At 71.5% G+C, this 15,031-nt stretch carries 12 protein-coding genes; 4 read left to right on the top strand and 8 right to left on the bottom strand.

What is annotated here, in order from left to right; translation table 11 throughout:
* Window positions 1-117 precede the first annotated feature (117 nt).
* The gene (locus JIX56_RS44525) at window positions 118-2,094 is read right to left on the bottom strand and encodes an N-acetylmuramoyl-L-alanine amidase (protein ID WP_257549714.1); all 1,977 of its coding nucleotides are present in this window, start codon (window positions 2,092-2,094) and stop codon (window positions 118-120) included.
* 201 nt (window positions 2,095-2,295) lie between these two features.
* A complete protein-coding gene (locus JIX56_RS44530; RefSeq protein ID WP_257549716.1) occupies window positions 2,296-3,438 on the bottom strand; it encodes an aminoglycoside phosphotransferase family protein in 1,143 nt (380 codons plus the stop codon).
* 235 nt (window positions 3,439-3,673) lie between these two features.
* Between JIX56_RS44530 and JIX56_RS44535 the strand changes: the two genes are divergently transcribed.
* Window positions 3,674-5,170, top strand: a complete 1,497-nt coding sequence (locus JIX56_RS44535; protein ID WP_257549718.1) for a DNA-binding protein NsdB — start codon at window positions 3,674-3,676, stop codon at window positions 5,168-5,170.
* Between the two features lie 19 nt (window positions 5,171-5,189).
* Here JIX56_RS44535 and JIX56_RS44540 read toward each other — a convergent pair whose 3' ends face one another.
* Window positions 5,190-6,620, bottom strand: a complete 1,431-nt coding sequence (locus JIX56_RS44540; protein WP_257549720.1) for a PP2C family protein-serine/threonine phosphatase — start codon at window positions 6,618-6,620, stop codon at window positions 5,190-5,192.
* A 479-nt stretch (window positions 6,621-7,099) separates the two neighbouring features.
* Between JIX56_RS44540 and JIX56_RS44545 the strand changes: the two genes are divergently transcribed.
* Window positions 7,100-7,513, top strand: a complete 414-nt coding sequence (locus tag JIX56_RS44545; RefSeq protein WP_257549722.1) for an SsgA family sporulation/cell division regulator — start codon at window positions 7,100-7,102, stop codon at window positions 7,511-7,513.
* 39 nt (window positions 7,514-7,552) lie between these two features.
* On the opposite strand, the gene JIX56_RS44550 is transcribed toward JIX56_RS44545, so the two are convergent.
* From JIX56_RS44550 to JIX56_RS44560, 3 genes are all read right to left on the bottom strand, one after another.
* Window positions 7,553-8,653 (bottom strand): baeRF3 domain-containing protein, encoded by a 1,101-nt coding sequence (locus JIX56_RS44550; protein ID WP_257549724.1) that lies wholly within the window; start codon window positions 8,651-8,653, stop codon window positions 7,553-7,555.
* 164 nt (window positions 8,654-8,817) lie between these two features.
* Complete coding sequence (locus JIX56_RS44555) at window positions 8,818-9,348, bottom strand: DUF4232 domain-containing protein (RefSeq protein WP_257549726.1); 531 nt, start codon at window positions 9,346-9,348, stop codon at window positions 8,818-8,820.
* Between the two features lie 124 nt (window positions 9,349-9,472).
* Window positions 9,473-11,107 carry an alpha/beta hydrolase gene (locus JIX56_RS44560; RefSeq protein ID WP_257549728.1) on the bottom strand — a complete coding sequence of 545 codons (1,635 nt, stop codon included), beginning with the start codon at window positions 11,105-11,107 and terminating at the stop codon, window positions 9,473-9,475.
* Between the two features lie 328 nt (window positions 11,108-11,435).
* Between JIX56_RS44560 and JIX56_RS44565 the strand changes: the two genes are divergently transcribed.
* On the top strand, window positions 11,436-12,284 hold the full coding sequence (locus JIX56_RS44565; protein ID WP_257549730.1) for a GNAT family N-acetyltransferase: 849 nt from the start codon (window positions 11,436-11,438) through the stop codon (window positions 12,282-12,284).
* Here the strand turns inward: JIX56_RS44565 and JIX56_RS44570 are convergent.
* Together JIX56_RS44570 and JIX56_RS44575 are read right to left on the bottom strand one after the other, a co-directional pair.
* Entirely contained in the window at window positions 12,262-13,410 is a 1,149-nt protein-coding gene (locus JIX56_RS44570) for an acyltransferase family protein (RefSeq protein ID WP_257549732.1), read from the bottom strand. The genes JIX56_RS44565 and JIX56_RS44570 overlap by 23 nt on opposite strands.
* A 61-nt stretch (window positions 13,411-13,471) precedes the next feature.
* On the bottom strand, window positions 13,472-13,990 hold the full coding sequence (locus JIX56_RS44575) for a nucleoside deaminase (protein ID WP_257549734.1): 519 nt from the start codon (window positions 13,988-13,990) through the stop codon (window positions 13,472-13,474).
* A gap of 223 nt (window positions 13,991-14,213) precedes the next feature.
* Between JIX56_RS44575 and JIX56_RS44580 the strand changes: the two genes are divergently transcribed.
* The gene (locus JIX56_RS44580) at window positions 14,214-15,008 is read left to right on the top strand and encodes a GNAT family N-acetyltransferase (RefSeq protein ID WP_257549736.1); all 795 of its coding nucleotides are present in this window, start codon (window positions 14,214-14,216) and stop codon (window positions 15,006-15,008) included.
* Window positions 15,009-15,031: the final 23 nt, after the last annotated feature.

The raw sequence follows: 15,031 nt of genomic DNA on the forward strand, positions 1-15,031 counted from the left end.
ACAGGGGACCAAGAGAGAAGGGCCGGGCTCACACCCGGCCCTTCTTCGTGCCCTCAGAACGCCCCGACCTCAGAAGGCCCCGACCTCAGGAGATCTCGTCATCAGACGGCCTCGTCCTCACGCGGCCGGCAGCACCCGCACATCCGCCGCCCGCACGAACGCCACCCGGTGACCGAACTGGATCTCGTAGTACAGGTCCTCTCCGACCACGACCTTGTGTCCGCTCGTGTCGAAGCCGACGGCGTAGTAGTACTCGCCCGGCCCCCGGTCCCCGGCGGCGTACTTCTGGCCCTTGAGGAGCTTGTACGGCAGCGGGGACACCGCCTGGACGGGCACGCCCGCCGGGTACGCCTCCCGCTCCGGGTAGGCGCGGCCGTACACCGGGATCTCGGCCAGGCCCTGCCTGGGCGTGACGACCAGACCGGTCGCGCCGACCGCCGTCGGCTGCCCCTGCGGGTTCCGGAACCAGGCCTTCTGCCCCAGATACCAGATCGCCGTCCAGTCGCCCTGCCGTCCGGCGACCGCGTACTGCTGGCCGGTGGAGACCCGCGAACCGAGGTCGTTCACATCGATCGTCGAGTCGCCGCCGCCCGGCCGCAGGCCGATGTCCTTGATCAGGGGCGAGGTCACATCGGGCTCGCTGTAGAGGCGTACGGCGCTGGAGCCGTGCACCGGGCAGGGCTCGCCCCCGCTCACGCAGCCGGTGAACTCGGGCCGGTTGTCGGAGTAGTCCGGGAGAATGGTCACCAGGGCGCTGTTGGCGCCGGACGTCGGACCGAACGGCTTGCCCAGCAGTTCGAAGTAGTGCCGCCAGTCCCAGTACGGGCCCGGATCGGTGTGCATTCCCGGGATCGTCGCCGTCGTCGGGCCGGGCACGGTGTCGTGGCCCAGGATGTGCCGGCGGTCCAGCGGGATCCGGTACTTGTCGGCGAGGTACTTCACCAGCCGCGCCGACGTGCGGTACATCGCCTCCGTGTACCAGGCGTCCGGCGAGGCCAGGAACCCCTCGTGCTCCAGACCGATCGACTTGGCGTTGACGTACCAGTTGCCGGCGTGCCAGCCCACGTCCTTGTTCTTGACGTGCTGGGCGATGTGCCCGTCCGTGGAGCGCAGCGAATAGTGCCACGACACATAGGTCGGGTCCTGGACCAGCTTCAGCGTGGTGTCCCAGGTGGCCTCGGTGTCGTGCACGACGATGTACCGGATGCTCTGCGACGTCGGCCGGTCGGCCAGGTCGTGGTTGCCGTAGTCGTTGTCGCCGAACTCCTCGTACGGCGCCGGGATCCACTCGCAGGACACCGTCTTCGGACACTCCGTGCCGTCCACGGCTGCCGCGCGGAGCCCGGCCCGGGACAACTGCCCGGTGCCGGGGCGCAGGCCGGGCTCGGCGGCGAGCGCCACCCGCTGACCGGCGTCCGTGACGCGCCCGGCGCCGTCGCGGATCACCGCGAACACCTCGTTCGCGTACGCCGCCGCCGTCGCCCGGTCCTCAGCACCCGAGAAGCGTGCCACCGCCCCGTACCAGTCCGCCGGATCGGCACTCGGCTCCGCGCCGAGCTCCCGCTGCGCGGCGGCGAGCAGCGCGGCCCCACCCGCCACATTGGCGTCGGCGTCCGTGCGCAGCGCCTCCGCGGGCAGACCGGTCAGCTCGGCCGCCTTCGTCAACGTCCGCAGCCTCGGCGGTAGTTCGGAGGCCGGGGGCAGATCCGCCTCGGACACCAGCGGTGCCCGGGAGTCGTCGCCGCGCGCGTCCTCCGTGCCCTCGCTGTGGTGCGGTGCCTCGGCCAGAGCCGTACGCGCGTCGGTGAGATGCATGGGGCCGTAGCCGCCGGTGACACTGGGCGCGCCACCGTGCGCGTCCCAGCGGGACTGGAGATAGGAGACACCGAGCAGAACGCTGCGCGGTACGTCGTACTCCTCGGCCGCGGCCGTGAAGGCGCCCTGTAGACGGGCCGAAGCGGAGGACGACTGGCCGGCGGGCGGGGCCGCGCCCAGCAGGGGCAGCAGCAGCACCGCCGGGGCTGCGGCGACCGCCGTTCTACGGATACGACTGTGGTGCGGGGTGGGCCTGCGGTCGGTGGGGGATCCTCGCAAGGCGGCCTCCTGGAACGGTGGGGCGTTGGCGGGGCGTAGGGAGCCGAACCGCACCAGTGCTATCGGCGGGCCGACGATCCGTCAATCATGCCCGCAGGGGGCCGTTTCCCCGGTGATTGGCTTCCCCGATCGACTTTCCCGTCATGACGAAGGTCCGCGGCGCGCCCCTGTCCAGGGCACACCGCGGACCTTCCTTTCCCCTCAGCGAGTGCCGACCGCCGCCCGTACGGCCTTGCGGGCCAGCTGGCAGTCGTCGTGCAGCCGCCTGAGCAGCAGCCGCTGTTCCTCGCCGGACGGCGCAGCAGCCGGGTGGGCCGGGCCCGGTGCCGCCGGGGTCGCGTCGTGCATCGAACGCTGCACGGCCGTCTCGTAGGTACGGATCTCACGGGTCAGTACGAGCATCAGGTTCACCAGGAACGCGTCACGCGAGGCCGGGCCCGCCGACTGCGCCAGCTGACTGATCTGCCGCCGCGCCACCGGGGCGTCCCCGAGCACCGCCCACAGCGTCGCCAGGTCGTACCCCGGCAGATACCACCCCGCGTGTTCCCAGTCCACCAGCACTGGACCGGCCGGTGAGAGCAGGATGTTCGACAGCAGGGCGTCGCCGTGACAGAACTGGCCCATGCCCTGACGGCCCGACGCATGCGCGATGCCGTGCAGGAGCTTCTGCAGATCGCCCATGTCCCGGTCGGTGAGCAGACCCAGCTCATGGAAACGGGAGATCCGCTCCGCGTAGTCCAGCGGGGCGTCGAACGTCCCCGCCGGCGGCCGCCACGCGTTCAGCCGGCAGATCGCGCCGAGCGCCGCCCGGATGTCGGCGCGCGGCGGCGCCTCCACCGGATGCCGCTGCAGGGCGGCCACCCGGCCCGGCATCCGCTCGATGACCAAGGTGCAGTTGTCCGGGTCCGCCGCGATCAGCCTCGGCGCCCGCACCGGCGGGCGGTGCCGGACGAACGAGCGGTATGCGGCTATTTCGTGCCGCAGCCGCTCCTCCCAGATGGAGGAATGGTCCAGTAAACACTTGGCGACGGCCGTGCTGCGCCCTGTCGTACCGACGAGCAGCACCGAGCGGCCGCTTCGGCGCAGCACCTGGACCGGAGTGAATTCCGGGCAGATGCGATGCACCGAAGCGATCGCCGTGCGCAGCTGCGCGCCCTGAGGGCCGGACAAGTCGAGTCTCCCGCTGAGCGGTTGGGTGCCGAGCCCCGGAACGCGCCGCGTCCGGCCGGCACCCAGGCCCGGGGCCGCCGTCCGTGTGGGGTCGAGGTAGGGGCCGCCGCTGCCCGGCTGGCGGGGGTGCAGCGACCGGGGAGGAGCGGACACGGAGGACGATGCTGCGTACATGGGGGAAGACAGATCCCTTCGTGTGCCGGCAATGTCACGCGCTACCCGCCCCGGCCGTCCGGGGACACCCTGGGGAGTGCCCGTCGGGGCGACCGGGTCGGGGTGGCGCTTTCCTACCTGACACCGGATGGCCCGTGGCACACCATGTAGCGCACCCTGGCGAAGCCTGGCGAATAGTCCCCGAGCAACTGACAGCGGGCTACATTCAACTCAGCCGAGAACCTGGGGGCTTGACGTGAGCGGACAACCCAACACCCGACTCGCAGACCTGTTCGGCCTGGCCGGCTGGTCGAAGGGCGAGCTCGCGAGGCTGGTCAACCGGCAGGCGGCGGCCATGGGCCACCCGCAGCTGGCGACCGACACCTCACGGGTGCGGCGGTGGATCGACATGGGAGAGATCCCGCGCGATCCCGTGCCGCGGGTGCTGGTGGCGCTGTTCACCGAGCGTCTCGGCCGTGTCGTGACCATCGAGGACCTCGGTCTGGTCCGGCACGGGCGTACGGGGAAACGGCAGGGCGGCGGGAATGTGGAACATCCCGACGGTGTGCCGTGGGCGCCCGAACGGACTGCTGCGGTCCTCACCGAATTCACGGGAATGGACCTCATGCTCAACCGACGCGGCTTGGTGGGTGCGGGCGTCGCGCTCACCGCGGGACCCGCACTCAGCAGTGCCATGCACGACTGGCTGCACACCGATCCGACTCTCAAGGCCGACGCTCCCGACCTCGACGATCCCCTGCACGCCGACCCCGCCGGGTTCGACCGTTACGAGGCCGCCCCCATCGGGGCGCAGGAGATCGAGGAACTGGAACGTTCGGTGGAGGTGTTCCGAGCCTGGGACGCGGCCCGCGGCGGAGGGCTGCAACGCAAGGCTGTCGTGGGACAGCTCAACGAGGTGGGAGGCATGCTCTCCTACCGCCACCCCGAACATCTCCAGCGGCGCCTGTGGGGCGTCGCCGCCAACCTCGCCGTCCTCGCCGGCTGGATGTCGCACGACATCGGCCTCGAACCCACCGCCCAGAAGTACTTCATCATCGCCGCCCACGCCGCCAGGGAGGGCGGTGACCGGCCCCGCGCCGGCGAGGCCCTCTCCCGGGCGGCCCGACAACTGGTGCACCTCGGCAAGCCCGACGAGGCGCTCGACCTCATGAAGCTCGCCCAGTCCGGCTCCGGCGAGCAGGTCCTGCCGCGCACCAAGGCCATGCTCCACACCGTCGAGGCCTGGGCACAGGCCTCCATGGGCAAGGGCCAGGCCATGCGCCGCACCCTGGGCCAGGCCGAGGACCTGTTCGTCTCCGACCGGGGGGACGTGCCGCCGCCCAGTTGGATGCAGATGTTCAAGGAGGAGGACCTCTACGGCATGCAGGCCCTGGCCTACCGCACCCTCGCGGAGCACGACCCGGCCGCGGCCAAGCAGGCCCAGCACTACGCGGAGAAGGCCCTAGACCTGCGGGTCGACGGCCGGCAGCGGTCGAAGATCTTCGACTTCCTCTCCATGGCCTCGGCGTCCTTCATCGCCGACGACCCGGAACAGGCGGCCGGCTACGCCCGCCTGGCCCTGGCGTCGATGGGCTCCAACTCCTCCCACCGCACCTGGGACCGGCTGCGCCAGATGTACCGGCTCACCGGTCAGTACTCCAGCTATCCGAAGATCCAGGACCTGCGGGAGGAGATCAAGCTCGCCCTGCCCAGGATCCCGTCGAAGAACAAGGGCGACATCGCGTCGGCGTGAGCGCCGGGGCACGGCTCCTTCAGGAACTGACCCTGGCGACAAGCACGCAGGCGTCGTCCTCGCGCTCGGTCTCGCCGAACGCTTCCACCACTGTCCGTACACACTCCTGGGCCGTACGCGCCTCGCCGAACCGTGGGGCCAGGTCCAACAGCCGCTGGACGGCTGCCTCTCCGTCCCGCCGGGGGACCAGTCCGTCGGTGTGCAGGAGCAGCAGATCGCCCTGTTCGAGCGTCACTTCGGCCTGCCCGTAGACGGCACCCGAGGTCGCTCCGAGCAGGACACCGTCCGGCGATGTCAGCACGCGCCCCGTCCCGTCGCGGAACAGCAGCGGGGCGGGGTGCCCGGCCTGTGCCCAGACGAGGGTGCGGGTCGTCGGCCGGTAACGGCAGCAGACGGCGCTGCCGAGGGCCGGTTGCACGGTGGCGTCCAGTAACTGGTTGAGGCAGGCCATCAGTCGGCCCGGTTCGGTGCCCGCCATCGCCATGCCGCGCAGCGCGCCGATCAGCATCGCCATGCCCGAGGTGACGGTGACGCCGTGTCCGGTGAGGTCACCGACGCTCAACAGGCTCTCGCCGCCCGGCAGTTCGAGGGCGTCGTACCAGTCGCCGCCGATCAGGTCGCTGGTCGAGCAGGGCAGGTAGTGGGCCGCGAGGTCCAGCTTCTCGGGTCCCTGTCGCGGGAGCCGCAGGGAGCCGTGCCACGGCGGCAGCACGGCTTCCTGCAGCTCGACCGCGAGCCGGTGCTCGGTCTGCGCGATATGCCGCTGGCGGTGCAGCGAGTCACGGGTCTCGCTCACCACCCGCTGGCTGCGCCGCAGTTCGCTGACGTCCCGCAGCACGGCCCACATCGAGGCCGTACCGCCGTCGTCGTCGAGCACGGGCTCGCCCATCATGTGTACGGTGCGCACCCCGCCGTCGGGCAGCACGATGCGGAACTCGCCGTCGATGCGTTTGGCGTCGATCAGACAGTCCGTGACCATCGCCGTCAGCTGCGGCCGGTCCTCGTCGAGCACCAGTGAGGGCAGTTCGTCGAGGGTGAGCGGCGGGGCGTCGGGGTCGCGGCCGAGGATCTCATACAGCTCCCCGGACCAACTTGCCTCGTCCGTCAGCAGATTCCACTCGGCGCTGCCGACCCGGCTGAGCAGCGACGCGCGCCGCGGGGCCGGGACCGGGGCCACCGGGATGTCGGCCGTGGGCTCGGGGGCCGGCGGCACGGCCGGGCCGTCCCGCAGCTGCGCCAAGTGCTCGTCGAGATCGCTGAGTTGATGCAGCGCCAGATCGTAGAGCGCACGCTGCCACCGGCCCTCCGGGTCCGCTCCGTCGGCGGGCGCGTCACGCCGTACGGCGTCGACATCGCCCAGCAGCCGCCGGGTCTGCGAGATGAGCGCGTCGACCGTGCCGCGCCGGGGCGGCTGGGCGGCGGGACGATCCGCAGAGAGAGGGGACGGCATCACGTACTCCGATGGGGGACGGTACGACCAACGCTGACGTAAGGGCCGATTACGACTGTTGCACAGCCCGCGACGCCCTGTAAGGCATTTGGCAAGACACGATACGGTGGTGCTTCTGGCATATGCCACCGTCCTTGCGAGTGGGGTCCACCACGGCAGGTCGGTACGCGTCCGGAGGGGCCAAGTCGTAGGGATCGTACGCGACTTGACGGATCGTCGGACGCCTTCACACGTCTCTCATTCCCATGTTCGAGGGGCATATGTGCGAGCCCTCTCGGTTGCATGGAGCGGCATATGTACACCGGATCGCGCTGACGTTCGTGGATGCGTCCGAAGCCGGGAGTGTGGGTGACATAGGTCACAGAGGTGAATCCGGGAAGCCGTGGCATGCGAAAGACCTCAGCGAGGTCGAAGAGGCACGTCGGCGCACCGGCCGGCCCGCACCGCAGGAAGAGATTCACCCGAAACGGAGACCGTTCATGACCGTCACACTGGAACAGGCCGCCCGCGCCCTCCTCGTCACCGCCGAGGACCGGGAGGTCCCGGTGCCCGCGAGCCTGCGCTATTCCTCCGACGATCCGCTGGCCGTGCACCTCGACTTCCCGGCCGACATCTCGCTGAACGGTTCCATGGTGACCTGGACGTTCTCCCGCGGCCTGCTGGAGGACGGGGTGCGGGCCCCCGCCGGCACCGGCGATGTGCACATCTGGCCCTGCGGCCGCTTCCGAACGGTGGTGGAGCTGCACTCCCCGTACGGCATGGCCCTGCTCCAGTTCGAGAAGGCGGCTCTCCAGCGCTTCCTGCTGCGCAGCTACGCCGTCGTCGCCGCCGGAAGAGAGGAGCTGGGCCCGGCGCTCGACCGGGGCCTGGCCTCCCTCCTCGGCGGTGTCTGACGCCTGCCCGGCGGGACGTCGGTGTGCGCGGGCCGGGGCTCAGTACCGCAGGACGCCCGCGATGCCCCGGGCGTCGCCCAGCGTGCCGTCCGGGACGAAGCGGACCTCGGCGCCGGTGTCCAGGCACCGTTCGACGATCTCGTCCACGATGTCCTCGCGGGCGTCGAGGTCGCCGCTCTCGGCCGGGACGAGATGGCCGCCGCCACCGTCGGCGCGGACGGTCGCCCGGTAGTTCTCCTCCACGGCCAGGAGCTGGATACGGCCCTGCTGCGCGTTCTGCCGGACCTCGTCGACCCCGGCGGCGAACGACTTGCTGCCCCGGGCCGCTTCGAGCCGCCGGGCCACGGTGTCGACGTTCCTGCGGTCCTCGGCGGCGACCAGCGACCGGACCGCCTGCCACACGGTGTCCGGGGTGCCGTGCGCGAGACCGCCGTACGGGATGTGGGTGGCGTCCTTGGTGACCGTGCCGATCTCGTCGAGCAGGGACAGCGCCGCCGTCTCCCCGGTGACATACAGGGGCCGGTCGTCCGTGCGCAGCACACGGGCCAGGGCGGTGTCGGCGTCGCGCAGGAAGTGCCGGGTGTCCTCGTCGCGGAAGGCGGACGGCAGGTCGCCGATCCGCTGCTGCCGCTCGGCGTCGAAGTTGTCGCGGTCCCGGGTCAGTGGGAAACCGCCGATGTGCGCCTCGCTGACGCGGTCGCCGCCGCCGTTCCACAGGGTGACCCGGTCGTAGGAGACCGAGAGCACCCAGAACGTCCGCTCGGCGGCCTGCGCGGCCACCAGGTTCCGGGTGAGGAAGGTGTCCGAGAGCACCACGCGCTCCGGCACCGGGCGGGCCAGTGACCAGACCTGGTGCTCACCGGGCGCCGCGAAGATCACCAGACCGTCCTCGGCGTGTGTCAGGTCCACCTCGGCCAGCGCCTGGTCCAGCTGCTCGACGACGTCGTTGCGCCGCTCCCGCGTCACCGCGGGATCCTGCTCCAGTTGCTTCTTCGCCTCGGCCACCACATTGCGCAGCCGGACCGGATCCTGGGCGTTCTCGGGCTCCCGGCGGTGTGTCGGCGTCAGCACCGACACCGCTGGATAGGGCCGCGGGCGGCGCAGCTCGGTGAGGGTCGCGGGACTGAGGGCATGCTCCATGACTTCACGATAGGACTGATTCGCGTGTCGGGCATTTGGGGTAAACCGGCGACCGGTGCGGGCGGCCCCGGCGGTCTGGAGACGACAGGAGCACAGCCCGTCGGCGCGCACCGGTGAAGGTGTGCGCCGACGGGCTCGTCAGTGCCGTGCGTCTGCCGCGAGGGTCAGCCGACTTCCTTCTTCAGCGCCTTGTCGGCGGCGGCCTTGGACGGCTTCCACCACGTCGTGACCGGCTCCCAGACCTTCACCTTCTTGCCCGCGCCCAGCTGCTTCGCGGTGAACGTGCGGCCGTTGTAGGCCGGGTTGGCCGACACGGTGATCGTGCCGACGCGACGCGCGTCCGGGTCCTTCAGGTCGGCGATCGTACGGACCGCCGCGTACACGGTCTTGCCGGCGCCGACCTTGTACGGGCCGCTCTCGCCCGAGGGCACCGGCAGGGCCGCCCCGTCGAGGTCGCCGAAGGTGACGACGGGAAGGCGGTCGATCGTGCAGGTGCGGGCGCCGGTGTTCTTGACGCTGATGTGCACGACCCTCGCGTCCTTCGACTGCTTGGCCCCCAGCTTGAGGACCTTCGCCTTGCAGACCGGGGCCTTCGCGGCCGGCTGGGCGGCCAGGCCCTGCGGGGCGGCGGTGAGGAGCAGCGCGGCGCCCGCGGTCGCCGCGGTCGAGAGGGTGAGGACGGAACGAATACGCATCGGTGGAATCCCCCAGTTTTGGTCACGTACGGGTACGGCGCACACAAAGGTGACGCATACCCAATGTGACGCGCGAGATCCGCGCGGGGTTGTAGCGAACTCGTCCGTGTTACACGCCCGATGCTCAATCGTCGGCTCCGCAGGAACTTCCGTCGTCCGGCAGCGATCCGAACAGCAGAAAGTCGTCCACCTTGTCGTGCACGCACTTCGACGACCCGTACCCGGTGTGCCCCTTGCCTTTGTTGTCGAGGACGACCGCCGACGACCCGAGCCGCTTCGCGGTCTCCACGGTCCAGCGGTACGGGGTGGCCGGGTCGCCCCGGGTGCCCACGAGCAGCATCTTCGGGGTGTCGACGTCCCGCACCTCCTCGCGGATGAAGTCGGTGCCCGCGGGGCGGCCGTAGCACATCAGCACCTGGGCCAGCCGGTACCGGCCGAACACGGGGGAGGCCTCCTCGTACGCCGCGCGCAGGTTCTCGAGGTCGTCGGTGATCTGCTTCGCCGTGGGCCGGTCGGGGTCGTCGGCGCAGTTGACCGCCATGAGCGCGGCAGGGAGGTTGTCCAGCGGGATCTCCTCGGCGTCGACGAGCCCGCCGTCCGGGCTCGGTGTGCCCGACGCGGTGGGGTCGGGGGGCTCGTGCGGGCGGGTCGGCGCCGCCCGGTGCGACCCGGTCGGCGGGGCGAAGCCGCCGCCCGCGAGCGCCATGACGCCGCGGGTGTCGCCATCGTGGACGAGCATGTTGAGCGCCTGGGTGAGTGCGGGCCACATCTGTTCGCTGTAGAGGGCGTGGCTGATGGCGCCCACCAGGTCCTGGCCGGTGAAGTCCTGCCCGAAGTCCGCCGGCACGGGGTATTCGTCCAGGGAGTCGACCAGCTCGACGACCTGCTCACGGGCCGAGCGGGCGTCCTGCCCGAACGGGCAGGTCAGCTCCTCGGTGCACGCGTCGAGATAGTCGTCCAGCGCGGTCTGCTGGCCCTCGGCGCCCACCAGCCCCTGTTCGGTCAGCGGCTCGGTGAGGGTGTCCACCCCGTCGAGGACCATCCGGCCCACCTTCTTGGGGAACTGCGCCGCGTACACCGCGCCCAGCCGCGTCCCGTAGGAGAAGCCGAGGTAGTTGAGCTTCTTGTCGCCGAGGGCGGCGCGCATCACGTCCAGGTCCCGGGAGGCGTTGAGCGTGCCGATGTACGGCAGCACCGGCCCGGAGTGCTTCTTGCACGCCGCGGCGGCCCGCCGCAGCTGTTCGAGCGCGGCCTGGGGGTTGTTCGCGTCCTCGCCGTTGTCGGTCGCCTCCAGGGCCTTGTCGGTGCCGTCGCCGCAGCTGACGGGGGAGGAGCGGCCGACGCCGCGCGGATCGAAGGAGACGAGGTCGTAGCCGTTCGTGAGGTCCATGAACTCCTCGCCTCCGTAGGCGAGTTCGGGGACGCCCGGGCCGCCGGGGCCGCCGAAGTTCAGCAGCAGCGAACCGCGCGAGTCGCCGGTGGCCCGGTAGCGGGCCATGGCCAGGTCGAGGGTTCCGGTCTCGGGCCGGGCGTAGTCGAGCGGCACGGTGACCTTGCCGCACCGCAGGTCCTTGGGCATCTCCATGCCCTCGCACTTCGACCACTTGATCTTCTGCTGGTAGAAGCGGGTCAGGTCGGGCTGCTTGTCGTCCTGCTCGGCATCGGCGCTCGCCGCCGTGGCCGGCAGCCCGGCCCCCAGCAGGGCCAGCACCGAGATCGCGGCTCCGGTGAACGGACGCCGTCTGTGCGTGGACCGCATGCGTGCCTCCAGGGAGACCCGGCCAGGGCGGCCGGGGACGACCTCCGGATCACGATAAGCGGGCCCTCGCGGCCACGCCTCCCAGCGGGTGGGTCGGCCGGAAGTGCCGTATCCTGCGCCGCGCCGGCGCCGTACGACGGTCCCCGAGTGTCGCCCGTACGCGTGAACTCGGCCGCCCGGAAGGCCCGTTGTCCGGCCGACGTCGGCTGTTCACGGCGTCGCGGGCGCGATCGGCTTCGGCGAGGATGGCCGCGGGGGTGCGGCCGACCACCGCACCCGCGCGGCACGGCGGTCACGCACCCGCGACCTTGAGCGAAGGAGCGCAAAGATGACCTCTCCGGTCCATCAGGACCTCGTCGTCACCCGGGCCACGCTCGACGACTGGGCGGTGGTCGCCCGATGGGCGGGGGACGAGGGCTGGAACCCGGGGCTCTCGGACCCGTCGTGTTTCTTCGCGCAGGACCCCGAGGGCTTCTTCATCGGCCGGCTCGACGAGGAACCCGTCTCGTCCGTCTCCGTCGTCACCTACGGTGACGACTACGCGTTCCTCGGCTTCTACCTCGTACGCCCGGACCTGCGCGGCCAGGGCCACGGCCTCGCCACCTGGAAGACCGCCCTCACCCACGCCGGCGACCGCACCGTCGGCCTCGACGGCGTGGTCGCGCAGCAGGACAACTACCGGCAGTCCGGCTTCGAGCCCGCCCACCGCACCTTCCGCTACTCCGGCGTGGTGCCGGAGACGGCCGTGCCCGCCGATGTCCGGCCGGTCGAGGACGCCGGATCCGTCGCGGCGTACGACAGCGCCTGCCACCCGGCCGACCGTCCCCGCTTCCTGGAGCACTGGCTCACCACCGGCGGGCACCGGGCCCTCGCGCGGGTCGTCGACGGGCGGCTCACCGGCTACGGAGTCATCCGCCCCGGCCGGGACGCCCTGCGGATCGGTCCGCTGTTCGCCGACACCGCCGCGGACGCCCGGGCGCTCTTCGCCGGGCTCGCCGCCGAGGCCGCGGGCCGCGAGCTGGCCATCGACGTGCCGGAACCGAACGCGGCCGCCGTGGCGCTGGCCGAGGAGTACGGGCTGACGCCCTCCTTCGAGACGGCCCGGATGTACACCGGCCCGATCCGGCCGTACGCCGAGGAGCGCGTCTTCGGGGTCACGACTCTGGAGCTCGGCTAGGCGAGGGGGCGGCGTCTCCCGCCTCGGCCGACGCCCTGGCCGGCCGGGCGGCGTCGCCCTTCTTGAACGCCCACTCCATGCGCGGCTCGACGACACAGCGGAGCACGGCCCGTACGGGCGAGGTGCACAGCAGGGTGATGCCGCCGACCGCCATGGCCGTGACCGCGAGTTCGCCGAGCGGGGTGTGCAGCCACTCGACGGCGTACCAGTCCCGGAAACGCGCCCACTTGATCACGAAGCCGTGCAGCAGATAGCCGTACATCGTGCCCGCGCCCAGCGCCGTGAACCACAGGTGCCGGCGCGGCACCCAGGCCAGGAAGCAGGCCGTCAGCAGCACCGCCAGACAGAACAGGGCGGGTGTGGTCAGCAGGCCGACCCAGCGGGAGACGCCCTGGCCGGTGACGCTGCCCCGGTGGTAGAACCAGCCCGCGTCGAACCACGGCGCCACCCAGTACGCCGCCGCCAGCGCCCCCAGACCGACCGGGAGCAGGCACATGCGGACGCGGCGGGTGCGCAGCCGTTCGAAGTGCTCGGCCCGCAGGGTCAGCCCCAGCACGAAGAACGGCAGGAAACCGAGGACGCGCTGGATGGAGACGTCGCCGCCGAGATCCGGTGAGACCGCCGCCAGCATCGCCAGCCCCAGCGCGACGGGCAGCGGGTGACGCAGCATCAGCCACAGCGGAGTGGTCAGCCGCCAGATGAAGAGCGCGACCAGGAACCACATCACGTACCAGGGATCCAGCAGGCTCAGCGGATAGCCCGGATCGTCCTGCGCCCACCGGTAGAACAGCGTGTACGCCGTCTCGAACACGACGTACGGCAGCACCACACCCGTCAGCAGCCGCTTCAGCCGGCCGGGTGCCATGTCGAAGCCGCGCGAGAAGTAACCCGAGATCAGGGCGAAGGCCGGCATGTGGAAGGCGTAGACGGTCAGATACGCGGCCGTCGCGGCCCGGCTGCCGTACGTCAGCGGCTCCCACGCGTGCCCGCAGGCCACCAGGACGATGGTGAGGTACTTCGCGTTGTCGAAGTAGGGGTCCCGCGAGGTCCGCTTCGCCCGTGGCTTCTCCTGGCCGGGCGGGGCCGCGGGGGCGGGGCGGGGGTGCTGCACCACGTCTTCGGACATCGGTGAAAGGTCTCCGGACAACGACAACGGAACCCGGACCGCCTGCCCCGTCCGTCCGCTCTCAGTCATCGGCGACGGCGTCGCCGACGATTTCGGCGTGGAACCCTCGGTCGTGGAACCGGCGGTGCAGGGCCCGCACCTCCCCGACCAGCTCCGGCACCGGGCCCTCGACCCTCACGCCGGGCGCGACCTCGTGCACGGGCAGGGTCCGCACCGGCGGCGCGGGCACCCCCAACTCGCCGAGCCAGGCGGCGAGTTGCGCGGACGAGGCGACGTACACGATACGGCCGAGGCCGACCCAGGCGTGGGCGGCCGCGCACATCGGACAGTGCTCGCCCGACGTGTACACCGTCGCCGCCGCGCGCTCCTCGGGAGTGAGCCGGGTGGCCGACCAGCGGGCCAGTTCGAACTCCGGGTGACGGGTGCGGTCGCCTCCCGCCACCCGGTTGTGGTCCTCGGCCAGCACCGTGCCGTCACCGCCGACCAGGACCGAACCGAACGGTTCGTCACCGGCCTCCAGCGCCTCGGTCGCGAGCTCCACAGAGCGTCGTAAGTACACCAGTTCGGAGTCGTCCACCATGGTCGTACGCACCCTCCTCAAGGACCGCTCCGTCGCGCTCCGCGGGGTGCACCCTACGTCGTGTGACCGCGTCGCACGTCTTTCCACTTTCCACGAGTGACACCCGGACGGCCGCACCGGGCGGCTCAGTGGGGGGCGCGGGCGTGGGCCCGGATCGCTCCAGTGCGTGAGACAGCGGGTGAATTCCGTTGCCAGGGTGAACGACTGATGATGGAGTGAGCCCATGGATCACGCTGCTGTGCTGGCACTGTTCGACCGGGACATGCGGGAGGGCGCCCGCCCCGACGGGCCCGGGGCCCGGATCGAGCGCGTGGGCGGGGTGGTGCGCCAGGTCGGTTTCGAGAAGGGCTGGAGCGGTGTCGTCTGGTCCGACCTGGACGAGGCGGGCGCCGACGCGGCGATCACCGAGCAGATCCGGTACTTCTCCGGGCTCGGGCGCGACTTCGAGTGGAAGCTCTACGGCCACGATCTCCCCGTCGACCTGGGGCATCGCCTGCGCACGGCCGGTTTCACGGCCGCTCCGGAGGAGACCCTGATGGTGGCCGAGGTCGCCGACCTGACCCTCGACGTCGAGCCGCCCGAGGGTGTGAGGATCATGCCGGTCACCGACCGTGAGGGCGTGGACCTCGTGGCCGACGTCCACGAGAAGGCCTTCGGCACGGACAGCACCCGTATGCGCCACCAGCTCCTCGCCCATCTCACCGGGGACCCGGAGTCGGTGGTGGCCGTCGTGGCTCTCGCGGGCGACGAACCGGTGAGCGCCGCGCGTATGGAGCTGGTCCCCGGTACGCGTTTCGCCGGCCTGTGGGGCGGCGGCACCGTCGAGGGCTGGCGCGGCCGCGGTGTCTACCGGGCCCTCGTCGCCCACCGCGCCCGCGTCGCCGCCGACCGCGGCTACCGCTACGTCCAGGTCGACGCCCTGGAGCGCAGCCGCCCGATCCTGGCCCGTCTGGGCTTCGAACCGCTCACGACGACCACACCGTACGAGTACGCGGTGGGGAGCGTGGCGGCGGCCTGAGGGCGGGCTCCGGCGGGAGCGGG

The organism is Streptomyces sp. CA-210063, assembly GCF_024612015.1.
Taxonomy (GTDB): Bacteria; Actinomycetota; Actinomycetes; order Streptomycetales; family Streptomycetaceae; genus Streptomyces.

Excerpts from the sequence above, each read along its gene's own strand:
- JIX56_RS44580 (WP_257549736.1), top strand. The coding sequence starts at position 14,214 with ATGGATCACGCTGCTGTGCTGGCACTGTTCGACCGGGACATGCGGGAG.
- JIX56_RS44550 (WP_257549724.1), bottom strand. The coding sequence starts at position 8,653 with ATGGAGCATGCCCTCAGTCCCGCGACCCTCACCGAGCTGCGCCGCCCG.
- JIX56_RS44560 (WP_257549728.1), bottom strand. The coding sequence starts at position 11,107 with ATGCGGTCCACGCACAGACGGCGTCCGTTCACCGGAGCCGCGATCTCG.
- JIX56_RS44545 (WP_257549722.1), top strand. The coding sequence starts at position 7,100 with ATGACCGTCACACTGGAACAGGCCGCCCGCGCCCTCCTCGTCACCGCC.
- JIX56_RS44555 (WP_257549726.1), bottom strand. The coding sequence starts at position 9,348 with ATGCGTATTCGTTCCGTCCTCACCCTCTCGACCGCGGCGACCGCGGGC.
- JIX56_RS44540 (WP_257549720.1), bottom strand. The coding sequence starts at position 6,620 with ATGCCGTCCCCTCTCTCTGCGGATCGTCCCGCCGCCCAGCCGCCCCGG.
- JIX56_RS44530 (WP_257549716.1), bottom strand. The coding sequence starts at position 3,438 with ATGTACGCAGCATCGTCCTCCGTGTCCGCTCCTCCCCGGTCGCTGCAC.
- JIX56_RS44570 (WP_257549732.1), bottom strand. The coding sequence starts at position 13,410 with ATGTCCGAAGACGTGGTGCAGCACCCCCGCCCCGCCCCCGCGGCCCCG.
- JIX56_RS44565 (WP_257549730.1), top strand. The coding sequence starts at position 11,436 with ATGACCTCTCCGGTCCATCAGGACCTCGTCGTCACCCGGGCCACGCTC.
- JIX56_RS44575 (WP_257549734.1), bottom strand. The coding sequence starts at position 13,990 with ATGGTGGACGACTCCGAACTGGTGTACTTACGACGCTCTGTGGAGCTC.